Source organism: Streptomyces sp. NPDC026575 (assembly GCF_055567415.1).
Genome location: NZ_JBVHQM010000003.1, coordinates 179,510 through 193,922 on the forward strand (window position 1 = coordinate 179,510; position 14,413 = coordinate 193,922).

General features: G+C 67.5%; 10 protein-coding genes and 2 pseudogenes. 2 read left to right on the forward strand and 10 right to left on the reverse strand.

Annotated elements, in window-relative coordinates; translation table 11 throughout:
* Positions 1-149 precede the first annotated feature (149 nt).
* The 7 genes from ACZ4NB_RS05255 to ACZ4NB_RS05285 form a co-directional block, all read right to left on the reverse strand.
* Positions 150-1,658 (reverse strand): ATP-binding protein, encoded by a 1,509-nt coding sequence (locus ACZ4NB_RS05255; RefSeq protein ID WP_467658419.1) that lies wholly within the window; start codon positions 1,656-1,658, stop codon positions 150-152.
* A gap of 19 nt (positions 1,659-1,677) precedes the next feature.
* Positions 1,678-2,133, reverse strand: a complete 456-nt coding sequence (locus ACZ4NB_RS05260) for a DUF6238 family protein (protein ID WP_467658420.1) — start codon at positions 2,131-2,133, stop codon at positions 1,678-1,680.
* A gap of 44 nt (positions 2,134-2,177) precedes the next feature.
* Complete coding sequence (locus tag ACZ4NB_RS05265; RefSeq protein WP_467658421.1) at positions 2,178-3,650, reverse strand: SCO6880 family protein; 1,473 nt, start codon at positions 3,648-3,650, stop codon at positions 2,178-2,180.
* Between the two features lie 96 nt (positions 3,651-3,746).
* Entirely contained in the window at positions 3,747-5,132 is a 1,386-nt protein-coding gene (locus ACZ4NB_RS05270) for an SCO6881 family protein (protein WP_467658422.1), read from the reverse strand.
* A 31-nt stretch (positions 5,133-5,163) separates the two neighbouring features.
* Entirely contained in the window at positions 5,164-5,853 is a 690-nt protein-coding gene (locus tag ACZ4NB_RS05275) for a hypothetical protein (RefSeq protein WP_467658423.1), read from the reverse strand.
* A complete protein-coding gene (locus ACZ4NB_RS05280) occupies positions 5,853-6,161 on the reverse strand; it encodes a DUF6112 family protein (protein WP_030068283.1) in 309 nt (102 codons plus the stop codon). The genes ACZ4NB_RS05275 and ACZ4NB_RS05280 overlap by 1 nt, the downstream gene beginning before the upstream one ends.
* Before the next feature lie 83 nt (positions 6,162-6,244).
* On the reverse strand, positions 6,245-7,366 hold the full coding sequence (locus tag ACZ4NB_RS05285) for a C40 family peptidase (RefSeq protein ID WP_467658425.1): 1,122 nt from the start codon (positions 7,364-7,366) through the stop codon (positions 6,245-6,247).
* Between the two features lie 609 nt (positions 7,367-7,975).
* Here ACZ4NB_RS05285 and ACZ4NB_RS05290 point away from each other — a divergent pair.
* Entirely contained in the window at positions 7,976-8,725 is a 750-nt protein-coding gene (locus ACZ4NB_RS05290) for a DNA-methyltransferase (RefSeq protein WP_467658427.1), read from the forward strand.
* A 93-nt stretch (positions 8,726-8,818) separates the two neighbouring features.
* Here the strand turns inward: ACZ4NB_RS05290 and ACZ4NB_RS05295 are convergent, their stop codons facing one another.
* Both ACZ4NB_RS05295 and ACZ4NB_RS05300 read right to left on the reverse strand, forming a co-directional pair.
* Positions 8,819-9,736 (reverse strand): DUF5655 domain-containing protein, encoded by a 918-nt coding sequence (locus ACZ4NB_RS05295; protein WP_467658428.1) that lies wholly within the window; start codon positions 9,734-9,736, stop codon positions 8,819-8,821.
* A 1,954-nt stretch (positions 9,737-11,690) separates the two neighbouring features.
* A pseudogene (locus ACZ4NB_RS05300) lies at positions 11,691-11,890 on the reverse strand (TldD/PmbA family protein); the annotation flags it as partial.
* Between the two features lie 15 nt (positions 11,891-11,905).
* Here ACZ4NB_RS05300 and ACZ4NB_RS05305 point away from each other — a divergent pair.
* Positions 11,906-12,688 (forward strand): annotated as a pseudogene (locus ACZ4NB_RS05305) (radical SAM protein); the annotation flags it as partial.
* Here ACZ4NB_RS05305 and ACZ4NB_RS05310 read toward each other — a convergent pair.
* Positions 12,670-14,367, reverse strand: coding sequence for a cutinase family protein (locus ACZ4NB_RS05310; protein ID WP_467658430.1), 1,698 nt, complete (start codon positions 14,365-14,367; stop codon positions 12,670-12,672). The pseudogene ACZ4NB_RS05305 and the gene ACZ4NB_RS05310 overlap by 19 nt on opposite strands.
* Positions 14,368-14,413 lie beyond the last annotated feature (46 nt).

The following is a 14,413-nucleotide window of genomic DNA, read 5'->3' on the forward strand; positions in this document are numbered from 1 at the left end:
ACAGCTGGACGAGCCGACGTGCGGCACGGCGGATGGTGGTCTGCACAGGCATGGGAATGGATTCCTTCAGATGCTTGGGAGGGGAGGGGGAGGGAGCCGAAGTGCGGCTTCGGCTCCCTCCGCGGTGTGAGCCCGGCAAGCGGATGCGCTCAGGCGGACATCCGGGCGTCTGTGTCGAACAACTCGCGTTCGCGCGGGTGGAGGAGGTGTTGCGTGATGAACGACCGGCCTGCGACCTTCCACAGGCCCCGCCCCTTGGTGAGGGCGGACACGGCCTGGGTCTCGACGCCGGTCAGTCCCAGCAGGGCTGCGGCGGAGGTGAGTTGGTCGGCTTCCTGGCGGTAGATGATGCGGGTCGAGCAGTCGGTGAGCAGACCCTCCGCCAGTGCCCGGCCCCGGGAGCCGGCATCGCCTGCGGTCAGCAGATCGCTGAGGCGGTGGATCACCATGAGGTTGGCGATGCCAAGGCCACGTGAGAGCTTCCACTGGCTCTGCATGCGCTCCAGCAGGGCGACGTGCCGCATCACGCGCCATGCCTCGTCGTAGATCACCCAGCGCCGCCCGCCGGTGGGGTCGGCGAGCGCGGACTCCATCCATGCCGAGGCGCAGGTCATGGCCAGGACGAGCGCGGTGTCGTCGCCCGCACCGCCCAGGCGCGACAGATCGATGGACAGCATCGGCGCACTGGGGTCGAAGGCCACGGTGCTGGGGGCATCGAACATCCCGGCCAGGTCACCGTGCACGAGCCTGCGCAACGCGTGGGCCAGGTCTTCGGCTGCGTGCCCGAGCCGCCCGGTCAGGTCGCCGAGGGCAGAGTCGAGTCGCTCGGGAGAGCCGAGGATGTGCGCGACGTCGCCCAGCAGCGGTGTCGTGCCGTTGGCCTCGGCGTGAGCGACGGTCTGGTCGAGCGCCACGTCGAGAGCGGTGTGCTCCATCGGGTGCAGATCCCGTCGCAGGACCGTCTTCGCGAGGGAGCCGAGAAGAAGAAGGCGCCGTTTGCGGACCTCATTGGCCCAGTCCTCCTCGCTGACGCCGTGTGGCCTGGCGGGTGCGTCGAGGGGGTTGAGTCGGCCGGGCAGGCCGGGGCCGAGGGCGATGGTTTGGCCCCCCAACTCCTGGGCGACGACGGTCCATTCGCCCTTGGGGTCGCAGGGGACGTAGATGCGGTAGCCGAAGGCTACGGCCCGCAGGGCGAGGGACTTGGCCAGGGCGGACTTGCCCATGCCGATGATCCCGGCAAGCAGGATGTTCGGATTCGTGAACCCGTCGAGACGCCCGTACAGCGCGAACGGGTCGTACGTGAACGCCGCCTCGGCGTGGACGTCGCGGCCGATGTAGATCCCCTGGGCGCCGAGGCCGCCCTCGGCGAGGAACGGATACGCGCCGCTTGCGGTGGCAGTGGTCATCCGGTGTGCGGGGAGTTTGAGACGGCCGCCGCGGGCGGAGTACGGGCCGGGCCGTCCGGCGGCTGGGTAGGTGGCCCGCAGCTCGGGGGCGATGCCCGGTTCGGCGCGGCGGGCTTGGGGACGTGCGGCATGGCGGGCTTGATCGCGGGCGGCGGCGAACTGGTCGCGGGCTGCGCGGGCGGTGCGTCGGTCGCTTTTGCGGGGGACGAACAGCGGGCTGGCGCTGGCGCGGTCGCGGGGGTGGATGGGCATGGGTTGTGCTCCTGCGGGGTCAGTGGCGGGTCAGGCCGGTGAACGGGTCGCGCAGATCGGTCGGCGTGTGGCCACGGCGGACGTGTGCGGCGGTGGCCAGGTGGCGCTGGCAGATGGTGAGTTCGGGCGCGCCTTCGGGCAGCCGGGCCCGGCACGCCTCCCGCGTGCGGGGTCGGCCGATGCCGGGGTGAGCGGCTGCGTGGTAGGCGTCGTGGAGGTGCTCGGCGGCCTGCCACAGCCGGACCCGGCAGGCCCGCAGATGGTCGCCCTCGGCCTCGGCCACCGGAGTGGTGCGGGCGGTGTGGCTGTCGAGCAGGCCGTACAGGGCGGTGAGGTGGGCGTGGAGGGCGTCCAGCTCGGTGCGGTGTGCAGCCACGGGTCCGGCGGGGAGGTTGATCGCCCGGTGGAAGTCGAGCGCCGCGGTGGCGAACGGGACGAAGTCCGAGGCCGGTTCGGGCAGGGGATCGGTCGGCATGGGGGAGTGGCCCTTCGGTTGAGCGCGGTGATGGTGCTGGGGCGCTAGGGGCGGGCCAGCGGGAGGGCGGCGTTGGTGAAGGCTTCGGCCTGTTGCCAGGTCAGCAGCCGCAGATCGAGCAGGGCGGCGACGGCGGCCGTCTCGATTGCGGCGCAGGCGGAGTTGAGTTCGTCGTCGGTGTCGGCGCTGACGGTGAGCAGGCCGGTCAGGGCGACGTCGGCGTGGCCGGCGATCAGCTGGCGCTCACGGGCCTTGATGTCGGCGTACTCGACGGAGTCCTCTTCGGAGTCGACCTGGCCCTTGCGCTGCCGCTCGGCCGCGTCGGCGATCACGGTGGCCTTCTTGCGTTGCACGTCCTTGAGTGCGGCGTCCAGGCCCTTGGGTGCGTAGGTCAGCGACAGGGTGCGGCGCACGCCGGAGGTGAACAGGAGCTGGTGCAGGAAACCGGGGCTGGTTTCGATGCGGGGCCAGTTCTCGATCCAGTACGTGGCATGGCGGGCCGAGTCGCTCTGGATCCGGTCCGCCTTCTCCACCAGGACAACCGGCCCGGCGGCAGCGGGGTCGGCCTGCGGACGGCCGGCCTCGGACCACTGGTCCAGGGCCGCCGACGCCTTCGGGTCGTAGGCGGTGCGGATTACGGCGGCGATCTCGCTTGCCCGCAGCCAGCCGCTGGGCATGAGGCCGGAGTTGCGGGCGGCCTGGTCGAAGGTGGAGGTGAGCTGGGACAGGACGGCGAAGGCACCAGTGAGTCCGCCGCCGGCCTGGTTGATCAGGCGCCGGGCAGCCTTGAGATCGAGCGCAAGCGCGACATACGCCTCGTGTGGGGCTGCGGCGGGGCCGGCGGCGGCCAGCAGTTCGCTGTAGATGGGCCCGGCCAGGTGGGTGTCGGCGTTGCCGTGCTCGCTCCAGTAGCGGTTGAGCGCATCGCCGGAGTCAGGCACGGTCCGCTCCAGCACCTGCACGCGAGCGATGTGCCCGGTGCGTGAGAGGGCGGCGAGGGTGCGGCCCCAGCCTGCGACGTTGCTGGCCTGGGTTGCCGGATCCTGCAGGGCGAAGGCGCGGGAGGACACCTTCACCACGGCGGTCAGCGTGCCGTGGTGCGGATCGTGCACCGCACCGAAGCCGCCGCCCGAAGACGTGACCACCCGCAGGGAAGCCGCGGTGCCGGGCAGGTGGAGCAGGCCCTCGCGTCGCGGTCGGCGGGAGGGGCGGGCGAGCCAGATGAGCTGGCCCTTGAAACGCCGCAGCGCATAACGGAGGGCGATGGGCGCCCAGTCGGCGAGGGACCGCCCGCGGTGGCGGATGAAGACCGCCGTCAGGATGACCGCCCACAGTGGGATGAGCTTGAGCGCACCGGTGACGCCGGATTGCATCAGCACCCCGAGCAGGGCCAGGCCGGTGAGGGTGACGACGATGAGCTGGGCTACCGAGAGGCCGAGCAGTACACCGCGGCGTGAGCGGTGAGGGAACTTCACGGTGGCCGGGCCGTCGGATGTGGACAAGTCGGGGTGGTGCATGGCGAAGCCGTCCTTGGAACGTGGTGAGAAAGAAGGAAGAGGAAACGGGGGCGGGCGGGCCGAGCGCGGCTGGCACCCGCCCCCGTCAGATGAGGGCTACGAGCCCGATCCACCCGGTGGCTTGGGATAGATCCACCGCTGCGGCGTACTGCCGCCCTGTGGAGGCGGCCCACTTGCCGGTGGTGGCCCGCTGGGCCGTGGCGCCGGCGGATCCATCCGCGTACCCGCCGCCGACGCGCCAGGCGTAGACGAAACCGGCGCCGAAGCTGCCGCCGCACCCGAGGCGGTGGCCCCCTGGCCAGGGCGCTGGATCAGAGGCTGGCCGCGGTCGCCGTCCGTGGGAGGCCGCTGGATCAACGCCCGGCCCTTGTCGCCCGTGGCGTTGGGGTCCTCGCCGTAGCGGAAGCGCGTCTGCTTCGGCTTTCCGCCACCGCTCGAGCCACCGGTCGGGTCGATGCCGGAGGCGACACCATCGGTGCCCTGGCCCGGCACCTTCGACGGACCCTGCGGAGCAGGCGTCCCGGTACCCGCCTGCATGGCGAGCTGGCCTGCGGTCTTGGCCGCACCCGCCGCCACCGCCATACCGGCCACGCCGGTGCGGTGCAGGTCATCGTGGCCCCCGCCATCAGCGGCCCAGTGGATGAACTTGTAGGTGGCGTAGGGGCACAGCATCACCAGGACCATCACGACGATGCCCGCGATCGCATCCGACAAGGCAGCGAGCCCACCATGCGAGTCCGACTTGCCCATGGCCGAGACACCCAGCAAGAACACGATCGTCATCAGCAGTTTCGAGACGACCAGGGTGGCCGTGGCCTCGACCCAGCCGCGACGCCAGCGCCGGGCCACCTCCCAGCCCCCGCCGGCTCCAGCGAAGACCGCCAGCGTGACCAAGACGAGAATGCCGACCTTCCGGGCGACCATCACGGCCCAGTACAAGAACGCCCCGATCGCGCAGCCCAGCGCGATGATCGAGGGAACACCCCAGCCCAGGCCATACATCGCCCCCAGCTCGTTCACCTTGATCATGCGGCGTACCGCATCATCGACGGAACTGTTGGCGGCCTTGAACAGACCAGCACTGAGCGCGTCGACCACGGTGATCGCGACGGTGGTGCAGGCAATGGCGGCGAAAGCGAAGAAAACGCCCACCATAGTCCCGAACGCCCCCTGGGCAAGGGCACGCTCGTCCCGGCGCCAGGCAGCACGGGTCAGTTGCAGGCAGAACGTGCCCACCGTCAGGATCAACCCGATCGGCAACAGCAGTTCGTAGTTGTTGCGGAACCACTCGGCGTTCAGGTCGATGGCGGTGGTCTGGTCGACCGCCTTGGAGGCGAGGTCGGCGGCGGACTGGGCCACCTCGCCCATCGACTTGGCGATCCAGGCACCGATGCCGTCGGTGACCGCCTTGCCGGTGGAGCTGACGACGCCGCCGACGGCGTCGCAGACCGTATTCATCAGGGGAAGGTCGCAGGCTCCCATCAGGGCACCTCCTTATCCGGAATCAGGGCGCTCATGGCGCGGCGTTGGGCAGGACGGCGGCCAGCGCGCAGTTCTGGTGCGGCCGGCACTGGACGGCGAGGGTCATCGAGCGGGCCTCGGTACCGGCCCCCGAGCCCTTCCAAGCCAGGGTCTGGTTGCCGGTGACCGTGACGGCGTAGAGGTACGCCTCGGTGATCGCACCGGGATCCTGGGCCAGCGCGGTCTTGAACGCCTGCGGGAAGTGGCCCTCACCGATAGTGGCGCTCGCGTGCTGGTGGTTGTCGTGCAACCGCGCCCACAGCACCGGGCTGGGCACCTGGTCGGTGATGGACTTCCAGTCGGCGTACTTCTTCTCGCCGGTCATCCACCGCTTCAGCCCGACCAGGTGCTCGGCCTGGGAGAAGGCGCGGGTGTCGTACGTCCACATGGCCTTCGTGGCCGCCTTGGCGAACACGATCGGATCGCTCGTCTTCGGAGGATTCGCGACAGCGACACCCTTGCCGTCGGTCGCCTCGGGTGAGGGTGACGGTTCCTGGGCGGACGTCGACGGCGGTGAGGGCTTGGCCGGGGCCGGGCTGTCCGTACGGTTGAGATACGCGACGAGACCGGCGACGGCCAGCAGCACCGCGAGGATGATGCCGCCGATCAGCGAGCGCCGCAGGACCGAGGCCGGCTCTCCGTGCGTGCGCTCTTCAGCGGAGAAAGAACGCTTCTTCGGCATCAGTGGACCTGCGTTCCCATGGCGGAGAAGAACGCAACGATGCCGTTTGCGGCACCCAGCAGCAGGGCGCATCCAGCGGCGATGGCTGTGCCCTTCTTGCCGTTCTGCTCGGCCTGGTGGCCGCCGCTGTGATGGCCCCAGGCCCAGACGACCGCGGAGATGACCAGGGCGCCGACCGTGGCGATGATGCCGAACAGGTTGATGCTGCCTATCACGTTCTTCAAGACATCGAGACCGGGAAGCCCGCCCTGCTTCGGCGTGACGCCGGGGTTGTAGGCGAGGTACTGGGCGTGCTGCATGAGCTTCATGGGAACTCCAGTGCGAATTTGGGCATGTGAAGGCCCGAAAGGGGAGAAGGGCGAGAAGAGGGATGGAGAGGGGGAGGGGTCGGTCAGGCGACTCGGCGGGCGGCGAGGATGTCCGGCCGCCAGGAGGCGAGGGTGGAGATCTTGACGACGTCGCCGGTCTTGGGGGCCTGCAGGATCAGCCCTTGGCTGATGAACATCCCGACGTGTTCCGGCACTGCTGCTGTGCCGCGGGTGAAGAGCAGATCGCCGGGCTTGAGGGCATCGACGCTGACCGCCTTACCCTCCTTGACCTGCGTGTACGTGGTCCGGGAGATCGAGACACCACCGGCCTTGTACGACGCCTGCATCAACGACGAGCAGTCACACCGGCCCATCGGGTCCTGACCGCGCGGATCGGTACAGCTGCCACCCCACTGATACGCAGTGCCAAGCTGACCGAGCCCCCAACGGATCGCCGTGCGAACCGACTTGGGCGCATCAGCCGGGATCTTGTAGCCCTTGGGGACGGACCCGGCCGGGATCGGGCCGAACCCGCTCCCATCGCCTCCCGTCCCACATCCACCAGGGGAGACCTCCGGCTCGGCGTCCTTGCCGGAACCACCCTTGGCGGGGAGGTTCTTGGCGATGGCCTTCTGGAGCGCCGTGGCCAGCGGTTCCCACTTGGCGTAGGCGTCCGGGAACCCGCTCGCCTGGACGGCCTGCGCGGCCTGGGCGATGGTCATCGACTGCCAGCCCGAGACTTTCAGGAGCCCCTCGTAGAACTTCGTCGAGGCGTGCACCGGATCCCGGACCTGCGCCGCGGTACCCCAGCCTTGGCTGGGACGCTGCTGGAACAGGCCGAGAGAATCCCGGTCGCCGTAGTCCAAGTTCCGCAGCCCCGACTCCTGCAACGCAGTCGCCAGCGCGACGATCTGCCCGCGAGGGGGGACCTTCATCGCGACGCCGGTGGCCAGGATCGTCTTGGCGTTCGGTATCTGCTCCTTGGGGTTGTCCAACCCCGGTACGGACACCGAACCCTTGCCGCCGCCCTTGAGGATCGACTCCACCTGCTTGGCCACGGCCTTGGCGTCCACCGCACCGGCACCACCGGCTTCGCCACAGGCGGCCTGGGCGTTGCTGGCGCCGGCCAGGGCGACGGCGATGGGCGCGATCAGCAGCATCGGGGCGAGGACGACGCCCCCGGCTATCGCGGCGACCTTCTTCACAGCCGGCCACCGGACGCTCGGCGTATCCAGATATCTGGCACGGGGGAGGGGCGTGCCTGGGCATGCTGCATCAGCAGCTCCTTACTCGTAGGCAGCGTGGTGCCGGCGTTCTCGTCGAAAAGGCCACCGGCACCACACCGGTTAAATACTCGAAAGTCCCCTAAGGGAGGTCAGCGCTTCGGAGCTGCTAACTCCCAAGCGCCGGACCCTTTATCGCAATGCGGCAGCCAGCCGCGCTCGTAATCTCAGGCGCCACACGGTGAATTCCTCTCCCTCGCATCAATCAGGGTTCTCACGGGTGCTGCGCGGGCTGCCGATTGGACGAGGCAACACGTATCAGCACAGCTCAACAGGGCCGGGATCAGGGCCCGTCCTGCGAACACGCCGAGACTGTAGAGACAAATTCCGGCCGCACCAAAACGAGCCTCGATCATGAAAAGTGACAGGCAAGATCACGTCATTGGGTGCGGCCGGAAAAAGGCGCTAACCTCCAGCCCACTGCTCGCCCCAGGCAGCCGCCCAGGTGGTTGTCCCGAGCAGATCTTGCACGCATATCCCGTTCCACGGGTACGTGCATGTGGCCGTCTTCCAGAAAGAGAGATCCGCCGAATGTCGTCGTACACCCTGCACCGAGGCGATGCGCTCACCGTCCTGAAGTCCCTCCCGGACGAGAGCGTCGATGCCGTCATCACCGACCCGCCGTACAACTCCGGCGGACGCACCAGCTCCGAACGCACCGCCCGCACCGCACGGGCCAAGTACACCAGCGGCGACGCCCGCCACGACCTCGCGAACTTCCCCGGTGAAAACCGCGACCAGCGCTCCTACCGCGCATGGCTGACCGAACTGCTCACCGAGGCATACCGCGCCAGCCGCGAACACGCAGTCGTCATGGTCTTCTCCGACTGGAGGCAGGACCCCACCACGTCGGACGCTCTGCAGATGGCCGGCTGGACCTGGTCCGGAAAGATGCCGTGGATCAAGCCGTCCTCACGGCCCCGCAAGGGCGGCCCCAAGCAGGACTCCGAGTTCATCCTCTGGGGCGTCAAGGGCACCCTGGACAACACCCGCGACCTCTACCTGCCCGGCCACTACATCGCCTCCCAGCCCCGCAAGGACCGCGTCCACATCACCCAGAAACCCATCGAGGTCATGCAGCAACTCGTCCAGGTCTGCCCGCCCGGCGGCACCGTCCTCGACCCCTTCACAGGCTCAGGATCCACCGGCATCGCCGCGCTGAAGGAAGGCCGCAACTTCGTCGGCGTCGAACTGTCCAACCATTACGCCGACATCGCCGAACAGCGCCTTCGTAGCGCCCTCACCCAGGACGACTTCGCACTCGCTGGGCCCGAGGAATGAGAACAGCACACCCCGGCAGACCGGGCCAGAACGCAGAACAAGGGCGGTTGCGTCATCGAAAACCCGATGACGCAACCGCCCTTGACTGTCCAGTCAGCCCGCTTCGACGCTCTGCCGGATGAGGTCACCGGCTCGCGAGAGATCCTCACGCGATCTGATCCGCACCTCGACCCCATCCTTGATCCCCAGGCAGCCCAGACCGCGGACGTCTCGCGCAAAGCCCTCCTCCAGCTCCACGGCATCCGGGTCCAGCTTCAGATTGACCACCAGCAACCGGTTCCGCGGCTGGACACGCACCGTGGCGACATTCTTGATCCGCCGGTACGCGACGTAGTGCAGCTGGGTCTCCTTCTGCATGTCCTCGTGCGACAGGAGCACCTCGTCGAGGTCCGCGTACAGATCCTGAAGATCCTTCGGCGACTCGTCGAGGTACTGCTGGACCGACTTCGGCGAAACCGCACTGGAGACCCGAGCCGCGGTGGCCGCTTTTCCCCGAGCCGGGACCGCGGCGCCGGCAACGGAGGCGACCAGCTGCAGCGTCAGCACATCATCGAAGACCCGGTAGCTCACCAGGTCGATACGACGGCCGATCATCTCGATGGCCACCGTGTCATGGTGAGTGAAATCCCCGGCGATGCAGACGAGTCGGGGATTGCTCCAGTCGATCACCTCGGCCGCTTCGGTGCCGAGCTTCTCCTTGACGAGGCTCTCGAACTCATGGTGGTGGTCATGGAGCCACGACAGATACGACAGCGCCTGATTTGTAACGTTTTGGTCGCGGAAGCGTTTGTATTCCAAGATGACTGGCGTCCCGTTCTCATCCAGGCCCAAAGAGTCGATCCGGCCCCGGTGCCGGCCCGTCGCATACTCGCTCGCCAGGAAACGGATGCCGAGCATCGCCTCCATATTGCCCTCGATCAACGTCTGCAACTGCCGCTCCAGCGCCACGGACGAGCCCGGAATCTCCGCGGCCTGCCCGCCGCTCACCCTGAACGCCTTCAGATTGGTCATCGGCCTCCCCCGACTCCGCCTCGATCACTGCGAACGAATAATCGAGTCCGGGGGGCATTTATTCCGGCAGGACCTCGGAGTGAGTGAGCGCCACCAGCTCCAATGCAGACCCGAATCAAACGCTCCTGCCAGTGCAAAACTCCCTTTTCAGGGGGAAGCGGTTACCACCAGGGATCCGTTTTTGATCCGTCGCGTCTCCCTGGCCTTCAGGGGCGGAGACTCGTAGACCAGCGAGCCGCGGCGGTACAGCCGGTACTCGAATTGCGTTGCGTGGTCCAGGGCCCGCCGCTGTTGCGGGTCGGCATCAGGCAGGGTCAATTCGATGAATCGGTGCCTACTTGGTTACATCTCACGACCGTCGGACCAGCCACACCGTGCGCACTCGGCACCCCGGTAGATGTCGTCTCTGACGTAGTCAACATCTTGGACAGCCCGTAGCTCAGAGCTGGGCGCGCCGTAGCTGGCGGCGTCGGCTGAATCGGCTGTCGCCGAGAGCAGCGTGGGCACGCGACCATCAAACTCCCGTCGCGTCGGCCTGATCAAGACGTTCACATGGACACGGACGGATCCCCAAGTGCTGCGGAACCGCGAGAACCGGCTCAACGGTGGCTTACGCGAGGTACATTTCTTCCTGTCGAACGGGGGGTGCCAACCTCCACCCAATCCCGAGCGACATTGGAGGGCCCGACTTGGGAGACACCCCGAGCCAGACCCTCCAATGCGGTTCACAAGCCCGGTCGCCTAGCTGTCGACCGGGCTTCTGCGCGTGCAGTGCCGGTCCCGCGACCGTCTCATGGGTGGGTGCCCTATCGAACGAGCTGCCCCACACATCCAGTGACTGCGACAACTAAGCCGAGCAGCCCGATCCAAACCTGCCACTTCTCGGGGCCAGTCCAACCCTTGCGAGGGTTCTGCTGGAGGTCAGTCATTTCTTCACCCTTCGTCTGGTGAGTACAAAAGGCCCCCTAGGCAGGCGACGCCAGACAGCCCCGACGGGAGCCGCCCGGCGTCAGTCCGTCGCTCCGACGGGGGATGCGGAGCGCGCACATAGATTTAGCATGGGGAATGTTGCGCGGTGCACCGGAACCGCATGATTGATCTGAGCTTTTCTTGAGGTCAGCAGCCTTGTTGGGCCTTGCTGGACCCGCCTGTGGAGGATCCGTCGAGGTGAACGACTCCGTGGACGGGGCGCCGTGCCGGTGATGCGCCGCCAGCGGCCGTATGAGGGCGCAACCTGGGTGCAAGTGTTCTAGGCCGTGCCGTCCTTGCTGTGCTGTCTGGCCGTCAGCGTCCCTGGTGGAGAGACCTGTCCGAGCCCCGGTGATCCGGAAGCCTCGGTGCTGCCGTCGCTATGCCGCTTCCGCATCACATTCCACCATCCGACCGCATCGGACTCTCCTCGGCCCGTACCCGTTGGGAAAACCGCGCCCCAGGCACATCGACGTTACGCCGCGCCTCCGCCGCCATAGGTCCGGGGCCCTGCCACCTGAGCGAACGTGCCACGTCATAACGCGTAGGCCATATCCGGTAGGCGGCGTACGGCTGGCTGTGGGCGATCATCGGAGTACTCGTACTGGGCTAACCAGTGATCCTCCCGGGCAGGCAGCGCCACCCGCTCCGGCTGGCTGCCCTGCTGCCGGTCGCCCCTTGACGCGGTTCCTGCGGTCGTCGTCGGCCTGTCCTGGCCTTGTCCTTCGTCGCTGACGCAGCTCGGCGCCATGTTGTGGATGGCAGACAAGTAGCAGGAGGTCAACGCGACCCGCTGGGCGACCGTCGGCACCGGTGCCCTACCTATCGGCGTGGTCACCCTCCCCGAGACCTGGACGTGGCCGGCCGGGTGTCGCTGGCCTGGACGGTCGCCGCCTTCGCCAACCTGCGGTGCTCTACAGCCTCTTCTGGATGCGGGCTTCCAGAACGGCCTGGCCATCGCCGGCGACTACATGTCCGCCGCGTCCTTCCTCGGCAGCGTCTTCTCCGTACGCCCCACCCCGGCAGCCCCACCGGTGACTCGTGGAACCGGAAGTTGTCCACCTCGCCGGTGACCTCGCCGTTCTTCACGAGGTAGACGCCGTCCCAGGTCATCCCGGTCATCCGCAGCGTCGCCGAGTCGACCTCGCGGTTGTACCAGGGACAGGTCAGCAGCAGCCCGCGCGTGAGAGCTGTTGCCCGTTGCCTCCGCCGGGCTTGAGGGTCTCGCTGACCGACCGGTGCAACTTGCGCTGCACGTACTGCATCCCGGAAGAGGGCCTGCAGTGGCTTGCCGAGCCTGACCCGGCTCGCACACGACGAGATCGTCCTCGTGATCGACATCGCAGCCACCTCCCTCGCTATGGAGGAGGTCAACTTCACCGGTGGCGAAGCCCTGCTGTGTCCCGGCCTCGAAGAGCGCGCCGCCGCCCTCACCCTGCGCCCCAGATGTCGCTGACCACCAACGGCATCGAGGTCAAGCGCATGGCCACTGCCCTGGTGCCCGGCTTCAACGCCGACGAGGCCGCCGAAACACCTGGCATGGACGGTGGAGCACGACTACGAACTGCGCTTCATCGAGCAGATGCCCCTGCACGCCCAGCACGGCTGGAAGGGAGATGGCCGGATCACCGCCGACGACATCCTCGCCTCCTCCGCACCCGCTTCGAGCTGACTCCCGATGGTGACGAGCAGCGCGGCTTAGCCCCCCGCCGAACGCCGGCTCGTCAACGGCGGCCTGCGCCTCGTCGGCGTCATCGCCTCCGTCACCCGCCCGTTCTGCGCACCTGCGACCGCGCCCGGCTGACCGCCGACGGCCAGCCAGCCCGCTGCCCTGCCCGCCAACTCAAGCACTCAGGCCCGCCAAGTCAACGGCTCACTCGCCAACTACAGCGCTCAGTCCGCAAGCCGCTACGACGTGGCTGTTCTGCTGACGACGTCACCTGTGCTAAGGAATCAGATCGGCCTCAATCGCTACCGCAGGGAAGGGGGATAGCGAACTCCTTTTCACCGGCTATGAAGCGGTCCACCTCGCCGTTGTCGTCCATGGCGAAGGTGATGACCTTGCCTTGGAACTGTGCTCCGCTTGGAGTGAAGACGAGTTCGTCCGTGTTTGGCTCCTTGATTTCCCTGGCGTATGTCGTCAGTACCTCGTCTCGTGTGCTGCCCCGATGGATTCCCGATGCGGTCGAGATTGACGCGGGTGAGAGGACAGAGATCGCGACGAGTCGGTCGTCATTGCTGAAGCGCAGCAGCAGTCCCTCCGGCCCCCCTTCGATGGACAGGTCCTTACAGTCCGGGCCGCCTGGCCCTTCGGGGATGCGGGCTCCGATCGCCCGTTCGGCTTCGGTGCGGGTCATGCCCATCTGCAAGGGGCCAATTCCGTTGACGGTGACGCGTTGTGTGCTGAGTTCAGTCCGGTTGGGCTTCTTGGCGTCGATCTGGGACTGCTTGACGAACTGGCTGCCGTCCCATCGCCAGGTGACGTGGCGGAGTATTGACGGGCCGGTGGCATGGCTGTCGCCCGGCCCGTAGAACTTGACGTCTGCCATGAGGCGTCCGCTGCGGAACCTCACGGTGTCCGGTTGGTACTGCGGGGAAAGTTCGGCGACTTGGAACGTTGGTGTGCGGCCGACCTCCCGGCCGTCAGTCGTGCGGTAGATGCGCAGCTCCTGGAGCCTGAAGTTGCTCGGCTGGGGGCTGCAGGAGAACAGCACGGCGGTCACATCACCGAGGCGCGGCACTGTGCCCCGGGTGATCCGCTGAATCTGTACCTGCCAGCGGTCATAGTCCCCGATACCGCTTCCTCGCGCGTCCCCTTGGCCGTTGCGTACCGAGACCGGTACCGCCTTGCTGACTATGTCGTCACAGGTCAAACGGTAAGTGCGGTTGTTCCAGTCGACGTTGGCTCTGGAGGCTAGGAACTGCCCACCCTGCGTGGTAGACCGGCCGGAATAGCAGTGGGCGGAGCCGGGGCACTTCACGTCTTTTTTCAGATCCACCGCCCGGAGCGTGAGGTCCAGTGTCCCGGCTCGGTAGCCGGTCCCGCAGACCGGATCACGGTGGTTGCACAGGCTCTGTACCCGGTCGGGGAATGGAGGGTAGGGGGTATGCAGGCCGCGGCCGAGGATGGCGGCCAGCCCTTGCCCCTTTCCGGGATCGTTCCACTGCGGGTCGCCATACAGCTGGGCCGCGAGTACAAGGGGCCGACGGCGAGGGTCGGTTAGTAGGAATTTGTCGACGACCCATGCGCCCAAGGAGTAGCCGGCGAGCACGAACTTCGTGGACGGACACTGTCTGACAGCCCGGTCCATGGCTCGCTGGACTGCCGAGACGCCTGCGTTCACATCTGGCTCAACCCCGGTCCGGCTCTTGAACGTCTTGCCCAGGAATTCCTGCGTCGTCACCTTGGGAAAGAAGATGAGATCCCGAATTGGTCGGGCCGCCTTCGCGGCGACCGCGGCCTCGAACGTCTTCCAGGTCTCGTTAATGGGATCAGATCGCAGATCGCTCGACTCATTCAAGCCGTGCAGGCCCAGGAAGTGAACCGGGCACGTAGTGGCTGCGGAGGCAGGTATGGACGGCAGACTCACGGAAAGTCCGGCAGGCACCACCAGAGCCGCGGCAAGGGCGATTGTTAGGCAGGCATTGGCATTCCGTGTCATGTCCGGTGGCTCCGTAGGTGCGTCGGCCCACCCCGAGCTGGACCCT

Coding starts and splice junctions, on each gene's coding strand:
- ACZ4NB_RS05260 (WP_467658420.1), bottom strand. CDS start 2,133: ATGCCGACCGATCCCCTGCCCGAACCGGCCTCGGACTTCGTCCCGTTC.
- ACZ4NB_RS05275 (WP_467658423.1), bottom strand. CDS start 5,853: ATGCCGAAGAAGCGTTCTTTCTCCGCTGAAGAGCGCACGCACGGAGAG.
- ACZ4NB_RS05265 (WP_467658421.1), bottom strand. CDS start 3,650: ATGCACCACCCCGACTTGTCCACATCCGACGGCCCGGCCACCGTGAAG.
- ACZ4NB_RS05255 (WP_467658419.1), bottom strand. CDS start 1,658: ATGCCCATCCACCCCCGCGACCGCGCCAGCGCCAGCCCGCTGTTCGTC.
- ACZ4NB_RS05310 (WP_467658430.1), bottom strand. CDS start 14,367: ATGACACGGAATGCCAATGCCTGCCTAACAATCGCCCTTGCCGCGGCT.
- ACZ4NB_RS05295 (WP_467658428.1), bottom strand. CDS start 9,736: ATGACCAATCTGAAGGCGTTCAGGGTGAGCGGCGGGCAGGCCGCGGAG.
- ACZ4NB_RS05290 (WP_467658427.1), top strand. CDS start 7,976: ATGTCGTCGTACACCCTGCACCGAGGCGATGCGCTCACCGTCCTGAAG.
- ACZ4NB_RS05270 (WP_467658422.1), bottom strand. CDS start 5,132: ATGGGAGCCTGCGACCTTCCCCTGATGAATACGGTCTGCGACGCCGTC.
- ACZ4NB_RS05280 (WP_030068283.1), bottom strand. CDS start 6,161: ATGAAGCTCATGCAGCACGCCCAGTACCTCGCCTACAACCCCGGCGTC.